This window comes from Phycobacter azelaicus (assembly GCF_014884385.1).
GTDB lineage: Bacteria > Pseudomonadota > Alphaproteobacteria > Rhodobacterales > Rhodobacteraceae > Phycobacter > Phycobacter azelaicus.
The window spans coordinates 2408234-2430574 of record NZ_WKFH01000003.1 but is presented as its reverse complement, the minus strand read 5'-3'; the positions used below and the strand labels follow the sequence as shown (position 1 = coordinate 2430574).

General features: G+C 61.4%; 20 protein-coding genes. 5 read left to right on the top strand and 15 right to left on the bottom strand.

Annotated elements, in window-relative coordinates; translation table 11 throughout:
* The first annotated feature begins 13 nt into the window (after positions 1 to 13).
* A complete protein-coding gene (locus INS80_RS12715) occupies positions 14 to 1081 on the top strand; it encodes a proline racemase family protein (protein ID WP_369411405.1) in 1068 nt (355 codons plus the stop codon).
* 168 nt (positions 1082 to 1249) lie between these two features.
* Here the strand turns inward: INS80_RS12715 and INS80_RS12710 are convergent, their stop codons facing one another.
* Both INS80_RS12710 and INS80_RS12705 read right to left on the bottom strand, forming a co-directional pair.
* Positions 1250 to 1771 (bottom strand): hypothetical protein, encoded by a 522-nt coding sequence (locus INS80_RS12710; protein ID WP_192965989.1) that lies wholly within the window; start codon positions 1769 to 1771, stop codon positions 1250 to 1252.
* Positions 1768 to 2358 carry a riboflavin synthase gene (locus INS80_RS12705; RefSeq protein ID WP_192965988.1) on the bottom strand — a complete coding sequence of 197 codons (591 nt, stop codon included), beginning with the start codon at positions 2356 to 2358 and terminating at the stop codon, positions 1768 to 1770. Before INS80_RS12705 ends, INS80_RS12710 begins: the two co-directional genes overlap by 4 nt.
* 232 nt (positions 2359 to 2590) lie before the next feature.
* On the opposite strand from INS80_RS12705, the gene INS80_RS12700 reads away from it, so the two are divergent.
* The 3 genes from INS80_RS12700 to INS80_RS12690 all read left to right on the top strand — a co-directional run bounded on the left by INS80_RS12700 (position 2591) and on the right by INS80_RS12690 (position 7151).
* Complete coding sequence (locus tag INS80_RS12700) at positions 2591 to 3886, top strand: capsule polysaccharide biogenesis protein (protein WP_192965987.1); 1296 nt, start codon at positions 2591 to 2593, stop codon at positions 3884 to 3886.
* Between the two features lie 96 nt (positions 3887 to 3982).
* Complete coding sequence (locus INS80_RS12695; RefSeq protein ID WP_192965986.1) at positions 3983 to 5113, top strand: polysaccharide biosynthesis/export family protein; 1131 nt, start codon at positions 3983 to 3985, stop codon at positions 5111 to 5113.
* Between the two features lie 19 nt (positions 5114 to 5132).
* Complete coding sequence (locus INS80_RS12690; RefSeq protein ID WP_192965985.1) at positions 5133 to 7151, top strand: capsule polysaccharide biogenesis protein; 2019 nt, start codon at positions 5133 to 5135, stop codon at positions 7149 to 7151.
* 14 nt (positions 7152 to 7165) lie between these two features.
* Here INS80_RS12690 and ribD read toward each other — a convergent pair whose 3' ends face one another.
* From ribD to INS80_RS12660, 6 genes are all read right to left on the bottom strand, one after another.
* Complete coding sequence (gene ribD, locus INS80_RS12685; protein WP_192967277.1) at positions 7166 to 8242, bottom strand: bifunctional diaminohydroxyphosphoribosylaminopyrimidine deaminase/5-amino-6-(5-phosphoribosylamino)uracil reductase RibD; 1077 nt, start codon at positions 8240 to 8242, stop codon at positions 7166 to 7168.
* Positions 8243 to 8286: 44 nt separating this feature from the next.
* Positions 8287 to 8754 carry a transcriptional regulator NrdR gene (gene nrdR, locus INS80_RS12680; protein WP_192965984.1) on the bottom strand — a complete coding sequence of 156 codons (468 nt, stop codon included), beginning with the start codon at positions 8752 to 8754 and terminating at the stop codon, positions 8287 to 8289.
* A gap of 113 nt (positions 8755 to 8867) precedes the next feature.
* Complete coding sequence (locus INS80_RS12675; protein ID WP_192965983.1) at positions 8868 to 9293, bottom strand: secondary thiamine-phosphate synthase enzyme YjbQ; 426 nt, start codon at positions 9291 to 9293, stop codon at positions 8868 to 8870.
* Positions 9294 to 9339: 46 nt separating this feature from the next.
* Positions 9340 to 9762 (bottom strand): hypothetical protein, encoded by a 423-nt coding sequence (locus INS80_RS12670; RefSeq protein ID WP_192965982.1) that lies wholly within the window; start codon positions 9760 to 9762, stop codon positions 9340 to 9342.
* A 48-nt stretch (positions 9763 to 9810) separates the two neighbouring features.
* Positions 9811 to 10218: a hypothetical protein gene (locus INS80_RS12665; protein WP_192965981.1), complete on the bottom strand. Its 408-nt coding sequence runs from the start codon at positions 10216 to 10218 to the stop codon at positions 9811 to 9813.
* 140 nt (positions 10219 to 10358) lie between these two features.
* A complete protein-coding gene (locus tag INS80_RS12660; protein WP_192965980.1) occupies positions 10359 to 10655 on the bottom strand; it encodes a hypothetical protein in 297 nt (98 codons plus the stop codon).
* A gap of 193 nt (positions 10656 to 10848) precedes the next feature.
* Between INS80_RS12660 and INS80_RS12655 the strand changes: the two genes are divergently transcribed.
* On the top strand, positions 10849 to 12480 hold the full coding sequence (locus INS80_RS12655) for a DUF4034 domain-containing protein (protein ID WP_192965979.1): 1632 nt from the start codon (positions 10849 to 10851) through the stop codon (positions 12478 to 12480).
* A gap of 71 nt (positions 12481 to 12551) precedes the next feature.
* Here INS80_RS12655 and rpoD read toward each other — a convergent pair whose 3' ends face one another.
* The 7 genes from rpoD to INS80_RS12620 form a co-directional block, all read right to left on the bottom strand.
* Complete coding sequence (gene rpoD / locus INS80_RS12650) at positions 12552 to 14546, bottom strand: RNA polymerase sigma factor RpoD (RefSeq protein ID WP_192965978.1); 1995 nt, start codon at positions 14544 to 14546, stop codon at positions 12552 to 12554.
* 132 nt (positions 14547 to 14678) lie between these two features.
* Positions 14679 to 16667 (bottom strand): DNA primase, encoded by a 1989-nt coding sequence (gene dnaG / locus INS80_RS12645; RefSeq protein ID WP_192965977.1) that lies wholly within the window; start codon positions 16665 to 16667, stop codon positions 14679 to 14681.
* A 1-nt stretch (position 16668) separates the two neighbouring features.
* Positions 16669 to 17031, bottom strand: a complete 363-nt coding sequence (locus INS80_RS12640; protein ID WP_192965976.1) for a hypothetical protein — start codon at positions 17029 to 17031, stop codon at positions 16669 to 16671.
* A 37-nt stretch (positions 17032 to 17068) separates the two neighbouring features.
* Positions 17069 to 17614 (bottom strand): sarcosine oxidase subunit gamma, encoded by a 546-nt coding sequence (locus tag INS80_RS12635; RefSeq protein WP_192965975.1) that lies wholly within the window; start codon positions 17612 to 17614, stop codon positions 17069 to 17071.
* On the bottom strand, positions 17607 to 20552 hold the full coding sequence (locus INS80_RS12630; RefSeq protein WP_192965974.1) for a sarcosine oxidase subunit alpha family protein: 2946 nt from the start codon (positions 20550 to 20552) through the stop codon (positions 17607 to 17609). Before INS80_RS12630 ends, INS80_RS12635 begins: the two co-directional genes overlap by 8 nt.
* Positions 20549 to 20818 carry a sarcosine oxidase subunit delta gene (locus INS80_RS12625; RefSeq protein ID WP_192965972.1) on the bottom strand — a complete coding sequence of 90 codons (270 nt, stop codon included), beginning with the start codon at positions 20816 to 20818 and terminating at the stop codon, positions 20549 to 20551. The genes INS80_RS12630 and INS80_RS12625 overlap by 4 nt, the downstream gene beginning before the upstream one ends.
* A gap of 57 nt (positions 20819 to 20875) precedes the next feature.
* Positions 20876 to 22129: a sarcosine oxidase subunit beta family protein gene (locus tag INS80_RS12620; protein ID WP_192965970.1), complete on the bottom strand. Its 1254-nt coding sequence runs from the start codon at positions 22127 to 22129 to the stop codon at positions 20876 to 20878.
* Positions 22130 to 22341: the final 212 nt, after the last annotated feature.

Genomic DNA, 22341 nt, shown 5'->3' with positions numbered 1-22341 from the left:
CATCGGATCAACAGTGAAAGCCAAGCCCATGCGCGCCTCCCGTATCCTGCAAGCCTATGAGGCCCACGCCGAGGGCGAACCCGGCCGTGTGATCACCGGCGGCATGCCGCTGCTGAAGGGTGCCAGCGTGTTTGAGAAAATGCAGGACATGGCCGCCAATCACGATGAGATCCGCCTGATGATGCTGCGCGAGCCACGCGGCAATCCGGGTCTGTGCGGCAATGCGATCGTGCCGCCCTGCCACCCAGAGGCCGACGCGGGCTTCATCATCTTCGAGCAGACCGAATACCCGCCCATGTCCGGCTCCAACACCATCTGCGTGGTGACGGTGCTGCTTGAGAGTGGGATCCTGCCGATGGTGGAACCGGTGACCGAGCTGACACTGGAGGCACCCGCCGGGTTGATCCGGGTGCGGGCCGACTGCCGGGACGGCAAGGTCACACGTGTCAACTTTCGCAACGTGCCCGCCTTCGCCGTGCATCTGGATGCAGAGGTCGAGGTCACGGGCCTCGGCACCGTCAGCGTCGATGTAGCCTGGGGCGGCATGTTCTTCGTTCTGGCCGACGCAGACCGGCTGGGCGTGGATCTGTCGGCAGAGAACGGCAAGGAGATCACCCGCGTCAGCGAAGCCATCCGCCACGCCACGGTCGAACAGCTGCCCGTCAGCCACCCGGAAAACCCTTCGATCACCGGCCCCACGATCACCAATCTCTGGGGCGCGCCCATTACTGCGGGAACCCAGGGGCGCGGCGCCATCACGATCTCGACCGGCCCCTTTGACCCCGCCCGCCCGCAGGAGGCCAGCGGCATCCTCGACCGCTCCCCCTGCGGCACCGGCACCTGTGCCAAGATGGCGGTCCTGCATGCAAAGGGGCAGCTTGACCTGGGGCAGGACTATGTGAATGCAGGCCCGTTGGGCACCACCTTCACCGGTCGCATTGTCGAGGAAACCAAGGTCGGCCCCTACCCGGCCATCGTGCCGACGCTGTCCGGTCAGGGCTGGATCTACGGGCTCTCCAGCTACACGCTGGACCCAAGCGACCCTTTTCCCAAGGGCTATACCGTCGGCGACATGTGGTGATCCGCGCCGCGCCAGCGGCGCGCCCGGCCCAACGCCTTGAGGCTGCATCTTCGATGCTGACTCAGGGGGCGGGAGCACTCCGCCGAGCGGAAGGGAACCGCTTCAGAGGGTGTGATGGCGGAAATACTCACCCGAAGAAAGATAGGCAGCGGCGCCGACGGCTGTGCTTCATTCGCTTTCAAGGGGAGCGTCGCCGATCACCACGACCGCAGCCCCCGGCAGGCCCTGACTGCGGATCAGATCCTGCACACGGGCGCGCATTTCGGACCAGCTTTCGTTGAACTTCGGAGCCGCGCCCGCCGCATCCAGCACCGGGTGCGCGGCCAGAACAGCCTCGGGGGTGTTCGGCCTGTGCACCAGCGCCAGCTTGCTGGAGTTCCTCACCGCCTCCAGTGCGCGCCGCTCGACCGCGGGCATATGGGCGCCATAGGCGATGATGCGCAGCGCGTTGGAGGAAAACAGCAGCCCCGTGACGTCCTGTCCCGAGGTCTGCCGAACGCGGGCATAGGTCTTGTAATCCATCCCCAGCTCTGCCGCCCGTTTGATCCGCATCTGCAGCACCAGCTTCGGGATTGTATTTGGCATCAGACGTTTCTGAGCCTTCTTCCAGGCATGAATGCGCCAGGCGCGCCCGGCCTCCATGCTGGGGCCGTTGTTGTGGCCGATCCCGGCGATACCAGCTCCGCTCATGACCCGGCCTCTGCCAGCCGCGCCACATAGCGGGCCAGGGTGTCGATTTCGAGGTTCACCTGATCGCCCAGCTTCACATCACCCCAGGTGGTCACCTCCTTGGTGTGCGGGATGAAGTTGATGCCGAAATCGCAGCCTTCCACATCGTTGACCGTGAGGGAGGTGCCGTTCAGCGCAACCGACCCTTTCGGCGCGATAAAGCGGGCCAGATCCTTCGGTGCGCGCAGGGTGACGCGGGTGCTGTCTCCCTCATCCTTGATTTCCACCACCTCGGCGACACCATCCACATGGCCCGACACGATATGTCCCCCCAGTTCGTCACCCACCTTCAGTGCACGTTCCAGGTTGACCCGTTTGCCCACGGTCCAGGCGCCGATATTGGTCTTGGAGACGGTCTCTGCCGAGATCTGAACATCATACCAGTCCGCGCCCAGCTCGATCACTGTCAGACAAACCCCATCCGAGGCGATGGAGGCCCCAAGATCGATCCCCGAGGTGTCATAGGCGGTCTTGATGCGCGCGCGCAGGTCGCCCTGCTGCTCCAGTTCGGCGATGGTTCCGACATCAGTGATGATACCTGTAAACATGGTGGCGCGCTCCGTGACCGTTCGTCCTTGCGCCCAGAGGTAGTGCCTGCCCGAGCGCTTCACAAGCCTTCCCCGCACGCTGCACTCAGCAAATGACCTTTGAGCAAGACCGATTGCTCATGGGCCGAGCAGGACATAGTTTCGCCGCAGTGCGCGGTTAAGTAGTCCTTGGGTGGACCAGCCCTTCATTAACCATGTTCAGGTAGCATCCCGCAAAAACCAGAGTCGTCCGATGTCCAGAGCCAACCCAAATCCGCATCGTTGCTTCCTGTTTCTGCAGGGACCGCACGGGCCGTTCTTCAATGGCCTCGGCAAGATGCTGCGTATGGCCGGGTGCTCGGTCTGGCGGGTCGGTTTCAATGAAGGGGACAGCGTGTTCTGGCGGCATCGGTCCAGCTATATTCCCTATCGCGGCAGCCCCGAGGACTGGCCAGATACGCTGGCGCAGATTTGCGACACCCGGGGAGTAACGGATATCGTACTTTACGGCGACACCCGCCCGATCCACGCCGAGGCCGTGCGCCTGGCCAAGGTACGCAACCTCACGGTGCACGTTTTCGAGGAAGGCTACCTGCGGCCCTATTGGGTAACCTACGAACGGGATGGCTCCAATGGCAACTCGCGCCTGATGGAAATGCCCGTGGCGGAGATGCAGACGGCCCTCGAAAGATCAGACATGGAGGCCCCGCTACCCCCCTCCCACTGGGGGGACATGCGCCAGCACGTCTTTTACGGCGCGCTTTATCATTGGTTCGTGATGTTCTGGAACCGTGGCTACAGAAGCTTCCGCCCGCATCGCGCCCTGCCCGTTGCCCGTGAATTCCAGCTTTACCTAAGGCGCCTCTTGCTGATGCCATTTCAGGCGCTTGATCGTCGACTGGCCACCTGGCGGATCCGCAATGGCGGCTTTCCCTATCATCTGGCTCTTTTGCAGCTTGAGCATGACAGCTCCTTTCAGATGCACTCCCCCTTTGACAGTATGAGCGACTTTCTGGAGGAGGTGATCGCAGGCTTCGCCGTCGGCGCCCCACGTCACCATCATCTGGTGGTCAAGGCGCACCCGCTTGAGGACGGCCGGGTGCCCTTGCGCCGGGTTGTGCGTCGTCTGGCCCGCGAGCATGACATCAGTCACCGCATCCACTATGTGCGAGGGGGCAAGCTTGCGCAGCTATTGAACGAGGCTCGCACGGCGATCACCGTCAACTCCACCGCGGGACAGCAGGTCCTTTGGCGCGGCATCCCGCTCAAGGTTTTTGGCCGCGCAGTCTATGACAAGCCCGAGTTTGTTTCGACACAAAGTCTACCAGATTTCTTTGCCACCCCGGCCCGCCCAGACAACCGTGCCTACAAAGACTATCGCCGCTATCTGCTCGAGACATCCCAACTTCCAGGCGGGTATTACTCACAGAAAGGGCGTCGGCAACTGCTTCGGCAAGTGGTCGATATGATGTTGGCTCCGGACGATCCCTACGACGCGCTGAAACGAGGCACAGCGGCGCCGCGGCAACAGTTGCGCGTGGTGAGCTGACACGGCTTTCCAGCAAGACTGGATTTTCATCCTCTGTTAGGCTATGGTTTTCCAAAAAATTGAGGCAGAACAATAATAGGTCGAGGAGACCGAGCAGTGTCACACGTCCCATTCCGCTGGGCGCGCCCCGTCGCGATTCTGGCCGCTCTTACGCTGGCGGCCTCCTGCGGCCTTCCCAAAGTAGGCCCAAACAAACGCCAGATCTTCGCCGGCTCCGTGCAAAAACAAGGCGATGCGTTTATCGTATCTGTCAATGACCGCGTTGCCCGAGCGACTGCCGTGGTCCCTGCACTCGGTTTTTCAGACAGCTTTACATCCGCAGGACGGCTGACCTCCGATACGATCCGCCCCGGCGACGTACTGGGTCTGACCATCTGGGAGAATGTCGATGACGGGCTCCTCGCCGCCGAGGCCAGCAACGCAACCGCGTTGGAAGAGGTTCAGGTGGACAACGCCGGGTTCATCTTCGTGCCATACGCCGGCCGTTTGCGTGCCTCCGGCAACACGCCCGAACAGCTGCGTGAGATGATCACCGAGAAACTGGAAGACCAGACACCAGATCCTCAGGTTCAGGTCCGCCGCCTTGCAGGGGACGGCGCCACCGTCAGTCTGACCGGGGCCGTCACTGGCCAGGGCATCTATCCGATCGAACGCCCCACCCGCACCCTTGCTACCATGCTGGCGCAGGCGGGCGGTGTCACCATTCAGCCCGAAATCGCACAAGTGACCGTTATTCGCGGAACCTCTCAGGGCAAGATCTGGTTCCAGGACCTTTATGATCATCCTGAACTCGATATCGCCCTGCGCGGCGGCGACAGGATCCTGGTCGAAGAAGACACCCGGTCCTTTACCGCGCTTGGCGCCACCAGTGCACAGGCCCGCGTACCCTTTGAAAGTCAGGATCTGTCTGCGCTGGAGGCCATCGCACAGGTCGGTGGCCTGATTTCCACAGCGTCGGATCCGACCGGGGTCTTCATCCTGCGCAACGAGCCCGCCGAGATCGCCAACCAGGTTCTGGGACGCGACGATCTGATCGGCGCGCAGCGCCTGGTCTATGTGCTCGACCTGACGCAACCAAATGGGCTTTTCATCGCTCGGGACTTCGTGATCCGGGACGACGACACCCTTTACGTCACCGAGGCGCCTTACGCCCAGTGGACCAAGACCATCTCGCTGCTGGTCACACCACTTGGCTCGCTCTCCAGCGCCGCCTCGATTGTCGACTGATAGCAAGCGGATGCAAGACATGCCGAATGGCAGCGCCAAAGCCGGGGCCATCAGGTCCCGGCTTTTCGTCTATAACGGCGGGTTCCTGACCCAAAAACGCCTGAGGCGCATTCTGGCGCTGGCAGGCTATGACGTACGGCTCGGCCTGCCCGGCGACGGCGATATGGTCGGGATCTGGGGAAACTCTCCCACCGCTCATCGCGGCCGCGCCGTGGCGCGGGAACGGGGCGCTGATTTGCTTCGGGTGGAGGATGCCTTCTTGCGCTCCGTGCATCCGGGCCGCGCCGGAGAAGCCCCAATGGGCCTCTTGCTGGACAGCTCAGGCGCACACTTCGACCCCTCCACCCCATCGGATCTGGAGCAGCTTCTGGCCACACATCCCTTGGATGACAGCCAAATGATGCGCCGCGCCCGTGACGCCATCGGGCGGCTAATGGATGCGCACCTTAGTAAATACAATGCCTTCCTTCCTGCGGCGCCGGTGCCGGATCCCGGCTATGTTCTGGTGGTGGACCAGGCGCGCGGGGATGCCTCGGTTACAGCGTCTGGCGCCGATGCGGCGCGGTTCCGGGAGATGCTGGTCTTCGCGCAAGAGGAAAACCCGGGTGCGCGCATTATCATCAAGACCCACCCCGAAACCCGCGCCGGTTTCAGGCCCGGTTATTTCGGCCAGAAGGACGCCAATGACAGGATCAGCATTCTAAGCGATCCCGTCTCGCCCTGGCCGCTCTTGGAGGGTGCTGTAGGTGTGTACACCGTCTCATCGCAACTGGGGTTCGAAGCCATCCTGGCAGGTCACAAGCCCCGCGTCTTTGGCATGCCCTTTTACGCCGGATGGGGGCTGACGCAGGACGAATTCCCGCCCCCACGCCGCCACCGCCGCCTGACGCGGGCGCAGCTCTTCACCGGCGCGATGATCCTTTACCCCACCTGGTACGATCCGTTCCGCGACCACCTATGTGAGCTCGAGCACGTCATCGACAATCTGGAAGCCCGCGTGCGCGCATGGCGGCAGGATCGGGTCGGCTGGGCCGCCTCGGGCATGCGCCTGTGGAAGCGAAAGCCCCTGCAGGGCTTCTTTGGCCGCGAGCGGAAAGTGCTGTTCACCGAGGACTCCGAGAAGGCGCGCAAAAGCGGGCGCAACTGGATGGTCTGGGCCTCGAAGGCCGATACATCCCACGCCGGGGCGTTTCGACTAGAGGACGGGTTTCTGCGCTCAAGGGGCCTTGGGGCCGAGCTGGTCCCGCCCATGTCGCTGGTCCTGGACCGGCAGGGCATCTACTACGATCCGCGCCACCCCTCGGATCTTGATGATCTGATTGCAAAGCGCGCGGAGATGAGAGATGCCGAGACGCAGCGTGCCGAACGGCTGATTAAGTCCCTGACGCGCGACAGCATTTCAAAGTACAATCTGGGCGGCGCAATCCTCGAGCTGCCATCCGGCCACCGGATCCTCGTGCCGGGGCAGGTGGAGGATGACGCCTCCATTCTCACTGGCGCAGGCAAGGTGCGCAGCAATCTGGACCTGCTGCGCCGCGTGCGCGCTGAAAACCCGGATGCGGTGATCATCTACAAGCCCCACCCGGACGTCGAGTCAGGCCTGCGCAACGGAGAGGTGCCAGCCGAGATCATCCCAGAAGGTCTGGCCGATGTGGTGGCACGCAATGCCGATCCCATGGCGCTGTTGGATGAGGTGCAGGAGGTCTGGACTATGACCTCGCTCCTGGGGTTTGAGGCGCTCCTGAGAGGGGTAAAGGTCACGGTGCTGGGCACGCCCTTTTATGCTGGCTGGGGGCTGACACGCGACATGATCTCTGCCCCGGCCTGGCGCAAGGCCCGCCCGGGTCTGGCCGGTCTCGCCCATGCGGTGCTGATCGACTACCCAAGGTATCACGATCCGGTCACGGGCCTGCCCTGCCCGGTTGAGGTGGTTGTGGAACGGCTTGCAAAGGGGCAGCAAGCACGGGCGGGCCTGGCCAACCGGAGCCTGTCGAAATTACAGGGCCTCTTTGCCAGCTATGCCCACCTGTGGCGCTGAGCCGGACGCCACCGTTATGCCAGAGCACGCCGCCAACGGTGCAGGATATCACCGCCAATCGGGCGGGTCTCGACCAGTTCGAACCGAGGCGCCTCATCCAGACGCCCGAGGCCAAGCGCTCCAATCGACGGCAGCCCTTCGGCGCCAATGCCGATACCGGCGGTAAAGCCGATCAGCTCATCCACCAGGTCAAAGGCCAGAAGAGAGGCCGCAAGAGCACTGCCCCCTTCGCAGAACACCCGCGTCAGCCCGGCCTGACCAAGCTGCTGCAGAACATCTGAGGCTGATAGCTGAACGCCGTGGCTGGCGCAGGGGATCAGGCGCGCGCCCAGCCCCTCCCAGGCGCGCAGGCGCTCGACATCCGCCCCCTGCCCGTGACAGAGCCAGACCGGAACGTCGTTTGCAGTACGGGCAAGCTGGCTCATTAGGGGCAGGTCCAGATGGCGCGAGGCGATCACCCGCACCGGCTGCCGATGGACACCAAGGTCGCGCACGGTCAGCGACGGATCGTCGGCACGCACCGTGCCCGCCCCGACCATCACCGCATCATGGCTGGCCCGCATGGCATGCACCGCGCGGCGCGCCTCGGGGCCGGTGATCCACTTGCTTTGTCCCGATCCGGTGGCGATGCGACCATCAAAACTGCCCGCCAGTTTCAGCGTCACCAGAGGGCGACCCTGTTCGGTCTTGAGGAAAAACCCGGCATGGTCGCGCGCAGCCTCTTCGGCAAGGACACCGGTTGTGACTTCGATCCCCGCATAGCGCAGCATCTCGAAACCCTGCCCCGAAACCCTTGGGTCGCTGTCTCCGATGGCGGCGACGACACGGGCCACACCCGCATCGATCAGGGCCTGCGCGCAAGGCGGCGTTTCCCCGTGGTGCGAGCAGGGTTCCAGCGTCACATAAGCGGTAGCACCGCGCGCGGTCGCCCCAGCCTGTGCCAGCGCCTCGGTTTCTCCATGCGGGCGCCCGCCGGGCTGGGTCCAGCCCCGGCCCAGAATGCGCCCGTCCTTGACCACCACGCAGCCAACCGCCGGATTGGGCCAGCAGTTGCCCTGCCCGCGCCGCCCCAGCGACAGGGCCAGCGCCATGAACCTCTCGTCCATGGCCTGATCATAGCGTTGCATCGGTCAGATCACTCTTCGGGAGGCGTATTCGGGCGCAGCTCGTGCACGAAGTCTTCGAAATCGTCGGCCGCCTGGAAGTTCTTGTAGACACTGGCAAAGCGCACATAGGCGACAGTGTCGATCCGCGCCAAAGCCTCCATCACGATTTCGCCGATCATCTTGGACGGGATATCCGTCTCGCCCATGCTTTCAAGGCGCCGCACGATGCCGGAAATCATCTGATCGATCCGTTCTGGATCAATCGGGCGCTTCTGCATTGAGATCCGGATCGAACGCTCGAGCTTATCGCGGTCAAAGTCCTCACGCCGCCCGTTGGTCTTGACCACCACCAGATCGCGCAGCTGCACGCGCTCGTAGGTCGTGAAGCGGCCCCCGCAAGCCGGACAGAAACGGCGGCGGCGGATCGAAACATGGTCCTCGGCAGGACGGGAGTCTTTGACCTGAGTATCGATATTTCCGCAAAACGGACAGCGCATCTGCTGGGCCCCTTGTTGATAAATGCCTGTAATCTGCGCGTCATCCGGCGCACTTATCCACAAGTATAGGGGAGCCTCTAGAGTTTGGGTAGAGGTGAAATCAAACCGCTAGATCAAGAGGTTCCCGCAAGATGTGCCGCGACTTTCCGCAGGTGCGGCGCATCACGGTGCTCAAACAGGTATACGCCTTGCCATGTCCCCAGAACTGGCGCCCCGTCCAGAACCGGAATCGAAAGGCTGACCGGCATCATCGCGGCCTTGATATGGGCGGGCATGTCATCTGGTCCTTCGTAGGTATGGCGCAAATAAGACATGGACGAATGGGTGCTGGGCGGCACCAGCCGGGCGAAAAAGGCCCTGAGATCGCCTTGCACCTCGGGATCAGCGTTTTCCTGCACCAGAAGGGAGCAGGAAGTGTGGCGCACGAACAGAGTCAGCAGCCCATCTCGCGCACCTTGGGCCTTCACCCAGCGCCGCAGATCACGGGTAAACTCATAGAGGCCCTGCCCGTCTGTTTCGATCTGGAATTCCGTCTGCATATGGAAACAGATGCCTCAGCGCAGCCCATCCCGCAACAAGATTGACCTAGGGCCGCAGGTAGAACGGGTCGGCGAAGTGATTGTAGCAGTAACTGCGGGCCAAATTGGCACTGATGTTTTCCCCGGGTCGTTTGATCGACAGAGAGTAGCTGCTCGATGTATCCGCCCCCGGCGGCGGAGTCAGGGCGAACTTCACCGATCTTTTCTGGGGGCGATTGACCGACGGGCCAACCCCTTCCCAGATATAGATCCGCTGAGCAGCACCCGTGCGCAATTGCCTGATGGCGAAATCTCCAATGCCGCACCAGTAATCCTGCGGAGAGCTGCCGACCCGGCTGACCACCTCCCAGACCCCTTCCTGAACCGGAAGCACCTCGTGACGGTTCCAGGCCCACCACGCCTGGGCCGCGATGGGCTGCAGGGCAAGTGTGACGACCAACAGCAGGCCTGCACGTTTCGTTCTTGTCATGTCCGACCTCCCGAGAGCTAGTTTTTTGCGGGCTCAGCGCACCCCGTATCAGGGGCGAATTGGCCTTTGATTACAATGAGTGCGCGCCATTTGGACCGACATGGAATCCCCCGCCTTCAAACCCAGCTGGATAATGCTTCTTTCGGCGGGAACATCACGGGCCTTCTCGCGTGATATGGTAAACTGAACGGCTGAGCGTTTTCCAGTCGTCTCGCTGATGCCACGCCCACGGTAGACATAGATCATGTCGCGCCATCCCGCGCCAAGGACTCGGCGTGCATATTCCGAAGCCCCACACCAGAACTCATCCAACGTGCCCGAGCTCCTTGGGACCACTTCAAACACCAGATCGTCGACCGCGTTGACCTTCACCCCGTTGGGCAGGGTAAAGGCCTGTGCGGGCGCGGCAAGCTGCATCATCATGGCGCAGCACATTGTCGGAAGAAAATGTTTCATGGCAATAGCCCCCTGTTCTTGTGAACAGGATAAACCCTGCACAGGCGGAGGCAATGGGATAGCGCCTTCACAAAATCGTAGGTCAGCAAAGACTCGCCGTCAGGCGGATCGTCCCCGCGCCAGGGAACGGTCGACTTGGATCAGGCCGGTCGTGTCGGGAACGGAATAATCTCAGCACTTTTCTGTGCACCTAGCGCCTGCTCCAGAATGGCCAGCACCTCGGGATTCTGGGCGTCACCGCCCTCAGGCCCAAAGGCTTTGCGCGCCTTCGCACGCAGCATCGCGCGGGCTTCTTCCGCGTCGAGGGATTTCAGCTGCTCGCCCTGCTCTTTCATGACGTCAACCATGAACTGGTTGGCCTCGGTCAGGTAGCTGAGATGCAGCAGCTTTTCTTCAAGAGCGGTCAGCGCGGCAGCGGTTCCCTGGGTCACAGACATCATATCCCCCGACATGCGATTTCTTAACAAATAGTTTACGCATGCAGCCCCGAGGGTGCAAGCAAGGGGGGGCGGATTGGTTAACGCAGGGGACCAGAACCTAGAAATCTCAAATCGACACGTCTCAGCCAATATCGTCCCAATATTTCCACAATCTGATCGCAGACTGGGTCATTATGCGAAAGGGAATGAGATGTTGAAATGGGTAGTATTGGTCTCTGCCTGTCTAATCGGCCAAACGGCGCGAGCAGAAGAAAGGACTTTGATTTCCGCGACCCAACTCAGGGATGCCGTATACAACCGGCAAGTGGATCGGGTTGAAACCGAACTAGAGATTGCGCAGAAAGCGTTTGAGGCTGGTGAAATCACAGCTGATGATATGCGCGTCCTTTTCAGCATATTCGCGGTCACCCATCCTGATTTGATTTCATTTGTCGGGAACTGGCAGGAGGCACACCCCGCTTCGCCCTATGCAAAAGTTGCACAGGCCTGGGTGTACTATCGCGCAGGGTGGATCGTTCGTGGGAACAAATCGGCCCGTCAGACCCATCCAGAAGCGATGGAGAAACACCGGCTACTGCATCATGACAGTCTGGAACTTGCGCTTGAGGCCTATGAAGAAAACCCCAAACTGATCCCCGCATCTGACGCGATTGTCCTGTTGGGCAATACGGGCGGAAACAAGCAGAGGTCATTCGAAGTATTCGACCAGACCATGCAGGATGTCCCCAATTGGGGCACCATCGAGAGAGCTTTCACCTTCACCCATCCGGGCTATGGGGGCAGTTACGAGATGGGGCAGGCCATCTGTGAACACTACGCCCCGTTGGCGGAACACGAGCGCAACAACCTCACGCGATACTGCCACATCGCTTTTCTGATTCAACGCAATCCCATTAGAGAGTGGCCGAAGATGGCACTTGCCTTGCTGAAAGAAGAGAATGATCCCGATCTTGACTACCTGGTTTTCATTGCACGCCTGAACAATCATCCCCAGACACTGGAGGACGCGGAGTATCTGCGCGACTACGGTGATAAACACGGCTTCGATACGCTGCGGCGCGCCAGATATTACGACAACAACACCGCAAACCGCTATGGCTTTGCACCGAAGTACTTCGAGATGCTGGAGCGAGAGAAGTTGCGGGCGAAAGAGGCATTGGAACATGACCCCTATTCGCCGGAATTGCTTGATATCCTGTCACAGACATCCACCCGAATAACGAAAACACAGAACGGTTGGCGCTTTGCCCCCGACAAAAACTCACCCAGTCCGGAGCAAGAGATCGACTTTTTAGTGCGCAGAGTTGTGGTTGCTCCCTACAATCCTGAACAGTGGGGCAAGCTGGCGCATGCCTTGGAATCCCTCAGTCGCCGCTCCCATCGAGACGGTCGTGACTTGATCCGCTGGGATGACTTCTATGGCAATGCTGTCTACTACAGCCAGCACGATCCCAAACATCTGGAAACCTTTCTGCACAAGAAAATCACTCAGCTAATGCTCTTTCGGGGAGCACGTGAAGAAGGGATCAAATTCAACGGCTGGGACATTGCCCTGCGCCGTGTAGACGAAGTGAACGATATTATTTGTCCGATCATCCGTGCAGGGCGTCTGTTAGAGTTCATTCGCCCGCAGGAGCCACAAAATAGTGCTTTTGTCGAGCAGTATCAGCCCATTATCGACACTCTTGCACGCGAAGCCACTCAGGCAGGCGATTGCAGACAGGTACTGGATGCCGATATCGAAGCATTGGCGTTTGCCCCCACCGTCATGGACATTGGCGCTCTGCGGAAAACCTTCGCCGATGCTGCATCCACAGAGTAGCCTCTAGGCGCAGGGCCGCCCAACAGCACTTCAGAGCGCGAAAAAAAGGCGCCCCTTGGGGCGCCCTTTGATCACTGGTCCAGGAAGCTGCGCAGCTTGCGGCTGCGGCTGGGGTGCTTGAGCTTCCGCAAAGCCTTGGCCTCGATCTGGCGGATCCGCTCGCGGGTCACGCTGAACTGCTGGCCGACCTCTTCCAGTGTGTGGTCGGTGTTCATCCCGATGCCGAACCGCATACGCAGAACACGCTCCTCGCGCGGGGTGAGGGAGGCCAGCACGCGGGTGGTGGTTTCCTTGAGGTTTTCCTGAATGGCGCTGTCGAGCGGCAGCACAGCATTCTTGTCCTCGATGAAATCGCCCAGCTGGCTGTCTTCCTCGTCCCCGATGGGAGTTTCCAGAGAGATCGGCTCCTTGGCGATCTTCATCACCTTGCGGACCTTCTCAAGCGGCATCTGCAGCTTTTCGGCCAGTTCCTCCGGCGTCGGCTCGCGGCCGATCTCATGCAGCATCTGACGGCCGGTGCGCACCAGCTTGTTGATCGTCTCGATCATATGGACCGGGATACGGATGGTGCGGGCCTGATCCGCAATGGAGCGGGTGATGGCCTGACGAATCCACCATGTGGCATAGGTCGAGAACTTGTAGCCGCGGCGGTATTCGAACTTGTCCACCGCTTTCATGAGGCCGATGTTGCCTTCCTGAATGAGGTCGAGGAACTGCAATCCGCGGTTGGTGTATTTCTTGGCGATCGAGATCACCAGGCGCAGGTTCGCCTCGACCATTTCTTTCTTGGCCTGCCGGGCTTCTTTCTCACCCTTCTGCACCTGTTGCACGATGCGGCGGAATTCGGAGATGTCGAGGCCCACGTACTGGCCGACCTGCGCCATGTCGGCGCGCAACTCTTCGACCTTGTCGGTGGAGCGTTCGATGAACATCTGCCAGCCGCGACCGGGCTTTTCAGACATTTCCGCCAGCCAGTTCGGATCCAACTCGCGGCCGCGGTATTCTTCGACAAACTCACGGCGGTTGATACGGGCCTGGTCGGCCAGTTTCACCATCGCGCTGTCGATCTGCATAACGCGGCGGTTGATGCCATAAAGCTGGTCAATCAGCGCTTCGATCCGGTTGTTGTGAAGGTGCAGACCATTCACCAACTCGACGATTTCAGCGCGCAGCGCCTGATAGGTCTTTTCGTCCTGCTCACTGAATGAGCCGTCTTCATTTAGCGTCGCCGAGATCCGGCTGTCCTGCATCTCGCTCAACTGGGCATAATCCGATGAGATCCGATCAAGGGTCGACAGAACGCGGTCTTTGAGCGCGGCTTCCATCGCCGCCAGCGACATGTTGGCCTGTTCGTCCTCGTCATCGTCATCGTCACTGGCAATCGGGTTGCCATCGGCGTCAAGCTCGGGGCCTTTATCTTCCTTGGCGGGTTTGGCCGCATCAGCAACAGCACCGGTGTCCACGACCGGCTCGCTGACTTCACCATCCTCGTCCATCTGGTTCCCGAATGTGGTCTCGAGATCGATGACATCCCGCAACAGAATATCTTCGGACAAGAGTTCATCGTGCCAGATGGTGATCGCCTGGAAGGTCAACGGGCTTTCGCACAGCCCTGCGATCATGGTGTTGCGACCGGCCTCGATCCGCTTGGCGATTGCGATCTCGCCTTCGCGGCTCAGGAGTTCGACAGAGCCCATCTCCCGCAGGTACATGCGCACCGGATCGTCCGTGCGGTCCAGCTTTTCGGCAGCGGCACCGGCAACAGCGACCTCACGGTTGGAGTCGGTGGTCACAAGTTCGGTCGAGCCCTTGTTCTGCTCTTCCTCCTCGGCCTCTTCATCTTCGATAATGTTGATGCCCATTTCAGACAGCATCGACATCACGTCCTCGATCTGCTCCGAGCTGACCTGATCCGGCGGCAGAACCTGATTGAGCTGATCGTAGGTGATATAGCCCTTCTCACGAGCCTCTGCGATCATCTTCTTGACCTGGGCCTGGCTCATATCCAGCGAGATTTCGGCTTCCTGGTCGTCAGGTTTACGCTCGTCAGTGTCTTTGGCGGCCATTCATTGCTCCTCTAAGAGGCTGGGGCGATTCGGATGTAGCGAATCATTAGCCGGAACTAATGATTCGTCACCCCGTGTTACCCATTTTTCTTTCGCTCTTCCTTATGAAAACACCGATTTCTCTCAGATGTGTCACTTGTTGGAAAAGCCGATTCGGTCCAGGAGGGCACCAAAGGCGTCACGTTCTTCGCGATCCAGTCGCGCGCCGTTCTCGCCCACGTCATACTGTGCCCTGTCTTCATTCTCACTTCTTACGGCCCTATTGCGGGCTTCGGCGGCTTGTTTCAGACGCCAAGTCAGCGCCTCGTCGGCAAGGCCTGAGAGATCCTCCTCCGCCTCTGCCAATTCTGCGTCCAGCCCCCTTAGCGCCTCGAGCTTTGCGAACTCTTCGGCCAGCGTCAGTCGCGCGGCCTCCTCATCGCCTGGTTTGCGCAGACAGGGGACAATTGCCACATGGCGCAGGGCAAAGAGGTTTTCAAGGGCATGGGAGCCAAGAGAGTACTCAATTTCCTCTTTCAGCCGCTCTGGGGCAGAAATGCCATGCATCAGAGCCATGTCCCGCAGCCCCATCAGGTCCGGGTCCGGGCAAAGCATGCGCTCCAGATTGGTCTCGAACTCAGGGATGACCGAAGGCGTTGTGATCACCACAGCAAGGATTACCGCCTCCCGGGCACGGGCCAGAGCAGCTTCATCGGCTGCAGCCAAGAGTGAGCTGCGCGTGGTCTCAAGCGGCACGGGCGCCGCCCCCTGCCCGCGCCAAGGCGCACGGGTGCCATCGCGAAAACCTCCCCCGCCAGCGCGACGCGGCGAAAAACCTCCCTCACGAGGTGGACGATTGCCACGGAACAACTGCCAGCGCAGTTCCTTGATGTCCTCGCCGTAATGTTTGCGGATTGACGGATCCCGGATCAGGCGGATCCGTTCCCGCAGGGCCTTGTCCAGCGCCGCCTTGCGCTCGGGGCTGTCAAAGACCTTTCCTTCGGTTTCGCGCTGCCACAGGAGCTTTACCATGGGTAGGGCCTGATCCAGAACCGCCTGCACGGCTGAGGGACCTTCACTGCGGATCATGTCGTCGGGATCTTTGCCCTCGGGCATGATGGCAAAGCGCAGGGATTTCCCGGCCTCAAGGCGCGGCAGGGCCAGATCGATCAGGCGCATGGCGGCGCGGATCCCGGCCTTGTCCCCATCCAACGCGATGATCGGCTCATCCGACATCCGCCACAGCATCATCAGCTGGTTTTCCGTGATCGCAGTGCCCAGCGGCGCCACGCAGGAGGCAAAGCCGCCCTCGGACAGGGCAATCACATCCATGTACCCTTCGGCCACGATCAGCGGCGTGCCACGCCCCGCTGCCGCGCGGGCCGGACCGTGGTTGTACAGGCTGCGCCCCTTGTCGAAGAGTTCGGTCTCGGGTGAGTTCAGGTATTTGGCGTTGTCATTCGGATCCATCGCCCGCCCGCCAAAGGCGATCGCCCGCCCGCGCGCATCGCGAATCGGGAACATGATGCGGTTGCGGAAGGTGTCATAGGGCTTGCCGCCCTTGTTCGAGGGCTTCGCTAGCCCCGCACCCATGATCAGATCCTCGGGCACGCTCTTGCCGCGCAGGTGATCCCACAGCCCCTGCCAGCCATCGGGGGCAAAGCCGATTTCCCAGCGCTGCAAGGCCTCCCCTGTCAGGCCACGTTTTGCCAGATAGGCGCGTGCGGCGCTGCCACCTTGGGTATTGAGCTGCAGACGGAAGAACTGCACCGCCTGCTCCATCACCTCGGCAAGCTGGCTTCTGCGATCCTGTTTTTCCTGCGCCTTGGGGTCGCGTTTGGGCATTTCCATGCCCGCTTCACCAGCCAGGATCTCCACCGCCTCCATGAAGGGGACATTCTCGGTCTCCTGCACGAACTTCAGGGCATCACCCTTGGCCTGGCAGCCAAAGCAGTAATAGAATCCCTTGCGGTCATCGACGTGGAAACTGGCCGTTTTCTCGTGGTGAAACGGGCAAGGCGCCCAAAGATCGCCCTTGCCCGGATTAGATTTGCGCTGATCCCACATGACCTTGCGCCCGACAACATCAGACAGGCTGATGCGGGTGCGTAATTCGTCAAGGAAACCGGGCGGCAAGGACATGTCAGTTCGATTTCAGCTGTTTGGTCATCGCCTGGATCTGATCCCAGTTTTCAAGGCACTGCTGCTCCAGTATGGCGCCAAGGTCGGCGTTGCGAAGATCGCGGCGCTTCATTGCATAAACATGCTGCGCCAGCTGCGGGATCGCCTTGGAGTATTGTTCGGGCCAGTCCGGGCCGGAGGCGAGAATCACCTCTTCGACCTTTTCCAGCTTCACACGGTCCATCCGTGCGGCCTGAACTGCGGCCATGACCTGCCCTTGGTATTTGCAGCTTTCTTCCTTCTTTTCAGCAGCCTCCAAAGGCGCGGCAAGGAAAACAACCAGAAAGGCTGCCACTGGTGAAATCGCAGGGGCAATGCGGATCATTGATACGCTCCATGAATCAGTCGGTGATCCAAGGAGACTACCCCCGCGCGGCGACGGCTTCCATGGCTGTTTTCAGATCATGCACCAGGGTCTGCGCCAAAGAGCGGAACACCATGATCTGAAAGCCGTTTACCCCGATGCGGGTGATGGAGGCCATCATGTGGCGCAGCTCGGTGCGCGCGGTGTGGCCGCGTTTGAAGGTCTGGCTGCGCAGATCGATGGGGCAAAGGCGGGCAAGAACATCCTCGCACCCTTGCCCTTCAAGGCGCACCACGGCCCAGGCGTCGCTCTGGTCCGTCAGCGCCGCGTATTTCGCTAGCGACGGGTCCGGTGCGGGACCAGCCAGCAGCACCATGTCCCTGCCAAACCAGATCGCGCGATTGCCTGCCTTGCCCGTACTGCGCCCCGGCGCGGGCAGTTTCATGCCATGGGCCGCCTCCAAGGCCGTGCTCAAGACCTTCGCCTGCCCGTTGAAGGGTGCAAGGGTGGTGAGATGGCCCAGATCCTCCTCGCTGAGGGTCAAAGCGCCGACCGAAACGGGAAGCAGCCCAGCGCAGGGACTTTTTGCAATGAGTTCAGCCACGGGCGCGCCCTCCTTCCGGGTCAAAGAACTGCGGCTCGACCACCTCGCACAGGGTATCGATACCGCGCATGTGATCGACCAGACGGATCTGATCGCCAATCCGATCCCGTCCGCCACTGAGGAAGGCCAGCGCGATGGAATGCCCCAGCGTGGGCGAGAAACAGGCCGAGGTCACATAGCCCTGATCAAAGATACGCTCCACCGGCTCCTCCGGGTTAAACAGATGCGCCCCGGCGGTAAGCTGCTTGACGGCGCCGATGGGTTTGAGGCCCACCATCTGCATCCGGTCCTCTGCCATCAGCCCCTCACGCCTAGACATGGGTTTGCCGAAGAAATCCTTCTTCTTCGACATCATGCCCTGCATCCCCAGATCGAATGCAGTCACGGTGCCATTGATCTCGGCATGTGTGATGAAGCCTTTTTCGATGCGGAGCACATTGAGCGCCTCCATCCCGTAAGCGCCACCCCCCATGCCTTCGGCGCGGGAAACCAGCTCGCGGAACAGCGCATCGCCATATCGGGCCGGCACGGCCAGTTCATAGGCTTCCTCGCCACTGAAAGAGATGCGGAACAGCCGCCCCGAAACACCCATGAGCGAGACATCGCCGCAGGCCATGAAAGGCCAGCTCTCGCTGTCGATCTCATCGTCCAACAGAGCATTCAAAAGCACGCGCGCCTTGGGGCCGGCAACCGCGAATTGCGCCCATTGTTCGGTGACCGAGACGATCCGCACATCCCAATCGGGGCGCAGCACCTGGGACACAAATTCCAGATGCGCCATCACCTGACCGGCGGCTGCGGTGGTGGTGGTCATCACGAAATGCTGCTCTCCCAGCCGCGCGGTGGTGCCATCATCCATGACAAAACCATCCTCGCGCAGCATCAGACCATAGCGCGCGCGCGCGACCTTCAGGGTCGAGAACATGTTTGTGTAGACATAATCGAGCAGCTTGCCCGCGTCCGGCCCCTGGATGTCGATCTTGCCGAGGGTCGAGACATCGCACACCCCGACGTGGTTGCGCACATAAGTGACCTCGCGGTCGCAGGACTGGCGCCAGTTGGTCTCTCCGTTTTTCGGGAAATAGGCGGCGCGATACCAGAGGCCCACCTCCAGCTGATGAGCGCCGCGCTCGTCGCTTGCCCTATGCGAGGTCAGGAAGCGCTGCGGCTTGAACCCCTGCTCTGCGGCCCCTGCCCCCATGGCACCGATGCTGACCGGCACGAAGGGCGGGCGGAAGGTGGTGGTGCCGGTTTCGGGAATGCTGCGCCCGGTGGCATCAGCCAGCACCGCCAGGGCGGCGACGTTGGAGTTCTTGCCCTGATCCGTCGCCATGCCTTGGGTGGTGTAGCGCTTCATATGCTCGACCGAGCGGAAGTTCTCCCCGGCGGCCTGTTTCACATCCTTCACCGTCACATCGTTCTGGAAATCGAGCCAGGCGCGCCCCTTGCCCGGCACATCCCAGAGTGGCGAAATCCGGTAGGGATCATTTTCGGCCTCAGGCAGATCGGCGGCAAGGGCTTTCAGACCCAACGCCTCCAAAGCCTCTGCCGCAGCCGCGGCCCCTTCACGCAAGGCACCGGCAGTGGAGAATTCCCCGTTGCAGGCACCTGCCGTGACCATCCCCGGCACGCTTCCGTCCGTGGGCACAAAGGCGGCAATATCACGCCGCCAGGTGGGCCGCGCGTTCAGATGGCAGGTCAGATGCACCGAGGGGTTCCACCCCCCCGACATGGCAAGGCTATCTGTCTGGATTTTCTCTTCGCCCGCGACGGACCGCACGGTGATGCTCTCCAGCCGCTTGCGCCCGCCCGCATCGCAGACCTGCGCGCCCTTGATCACCGGGAAAAGGCCACTTTCTGGCGCGTCATGACGGCTGTCGATCAGGGCCGCAACATGGACACCCGCCTCGGCCAGATCGCGGGCGGTGCGATGGGCATCGTCATTATTGGCAAAGACGGTGACCCGTTCCCCCGGCGCCACGCCCCAGCGATTGAGATAGGCGCGCACCGCACTGGCGGTCATGATCCCCGGACGGTCGTTGTTGCGAAAGGCCACGGGGCGCTCGATGGCGCCTGCCGCCAGCACTGCCCGTTTCGCCGCGATCCGCCAGAAACATTCCCGCGGCAGGTGGCTCTCCTTCAGGGAATGACGGCGAGGCCTGTGATGGGACACACGCTCCAATGCGCCATAGGTGCCCTGGTCATAGGCACCGGTCACGGCCGTGCGGCTCATCAGGCGCACGTTCTCCATTGCCGAAAGCTCTTTCAGAACCTCCGCCACCCAGAGATGGGCGGGCATGCCGTCTACCTCTTCGACCTCGGCCAGAAGACGCCCGCCCATGCGGCTGTCTTCTTCGGCCAGGATCACGTCTGCGCCCGCGCGCGCGGCCACCAGTGCCGCCATCAGACCGGCAGGCCCCGATCCGATCACCAGAAGATCGCAAAAGGCATAGGCCTTTTCATATGCATCCGGATCCGCCGCGCCGCTCAAGCTGCCCAGCCCCGCCGCGCGGCGGATCATCGGCTCGTACAGCTTTTCCCAGAAGGCCGCCGGCCACATGAAAGTCTTGTAGTAGAAGCCCGCGCCGAGGAAAGGCGCGGCCAGATCATTGACCGCCATCACGTCATGCTCGACCGAGGGCCAGCAGTTCTGGCTGCGGGCGCTCAGACCCTCGTACAGTTCTTGCGTGGTGGCGCGGATATTCGGGTCCTGATGCGCGCCGCTGCCGATAGTCACAAGCGCGTTCGGCTCCTCGCTACCTGCGGTCAGGATGCCGCGCGGGCGGTGGTATTTGAAAGAGCGCCCCACCAGGTGCACCCCGTTGGCCAGCAGGGCAGAGGCCAGCGTATCGCCCTCCAAGCCCATCATGTGGCGGCCGTTGAAGGAAAAGGTGACGGGCTTGCCGCCTTCGATCAGTCCTTTGCCGGGCAGTCTCATCGCGAACCTCCAAGCCCTGCATCCGAGGCAAGCGAAACCTCATGGATCTCATGCGTGGCAGTATTGCGCTGCACCTTAAGCCAGGCGCCGCAGCCCATTTCATGATGCCAAAGCTCATCCAATGGGCCAGAGGGGTTTTCTCGCAGGTTCACATAGGCGTGCCAGGCATCTGGATCGGCATCCTCGGCCGGGCGCGGCAATGCTGCACCCCGATAGGTAAACTCGCGGCGATCCCTCTCGCCACATATGGGACAGGTGATCCTCATCTCTGCCGCTCCCCTGCGTTGTCGTTCCTAGGGTGTGTCATGGCCGGGCTTGCCGCCTCAGTGCAGGTTGTGCTGGGCACCGGTCCCCTCCTCGTCCATGAGGCCGACGCCACTGCGGAAGCGGTCCAGCTTGTACCGGGTCGCGGCGCCATGCGGGCGGTCGGTGGCAATAAGGTGGGCGTAGACATTGCCCGAGCCGGGCGTTGCCTTGAAGCCGCCATAGCACCAGCCGCAATTGAGATAGAGCCCATCGATGGGCGAATGGTCGATGATGGGCGATCCATCCGGGGTCATGTCCATGATACCACCCCAGCTGCGCAGGAGCCGCGCCTTGCCCACTGCGGGAACCATCGCCATGCAGGTCTCCATCGTATGCTCCACCATCGGCAGGTTCCCCCGCGCGGCGTAGGAGCTGTAGAAATCAAGATAGCTGCCAAAGACCAGCCCGCCCTTGTCGGACTGGCTGATATAAAGGTGCCCCTCGGCAAAGGTGATCACGTGGTCGATGAGCGGTTTGATACCTTCCGAGACGAAGGCCTGCAGCACGTGGCTTTCGATCGGCAGGGTCAGCCCTGCCATCGCCGCCACCTGCCCCGAGCGCCCCGCCGCCGCCAGCGCCACCTTCTTGGCGCGGATCGGCCCACGCACGGTCTGCACTCCGGTGACGCGGCCATTTTCCACGTCGATTCCGGTCACCTTACAGTTCTGGATAAGGTCGACACCGCGCATGTCGGCACCTCGGGCAAAGCCCCAGGCCACCGCGTCATGACGCGCCGTGCCCGCACGGCGCTGCAGCAGGCCACCCATGATCGGAAAGCGGTTGTTCTCGAAATTGAGGAAAGGCGCCATGCGGCGCACGCCCTCGCGATCCAAAAGCTCCGCGTCATCACCCTGATTGATGATAGAATTGCCGCGGCGCACGATAGCATCGCGCTGCCCGTCGTTGTGAAACAGGTTTATGATCCCGCGCTGGGACATCATCGCGTTGTAGTTCAGCTCCTGCTCAAGGGTCTCCCATAGGCGCAAACTGTGGGAGTAGAACTCGGAGTTGCCGGGCAGATAGTAATTCGCCCGCACGATGGTGGTGTTGCGCCCCACGTTGCCGCCGCCGATATAGCCGCGCTCCAGCACCGCGACATTGGTGATACCGTGTTCGGCCGCCAGGTAATAGGCTGTCGCCAGCCCATGGCCGCCGCCGCCGATGATGATCACGTCATATTCGCGTTTCGGGTCGGGATCGCGCCAATGCGGGCGCCAGCCCTTGTTGCCGGTCAGCCCTTCCTTCAGCACCCGCCAGCCGGAAAACCGCATCTCGAGACCTCCACCTCTCTGTCGTATCTGCAGTTGGCCGGGCCTGTCGCAGATCTTGCAATAGTGCTAGCGGCTTTGCCGGGGCTGTCCTACCCCTTTTCGCGGAAAACCCAACGAAGCCACAGCCAAATCTGGAGGCACTGCACGCAATCTAAGCAGGTATGTCTAGTGCAAAACGCGACCTGTTGTGACGCAAGTTGAATAATAAAATG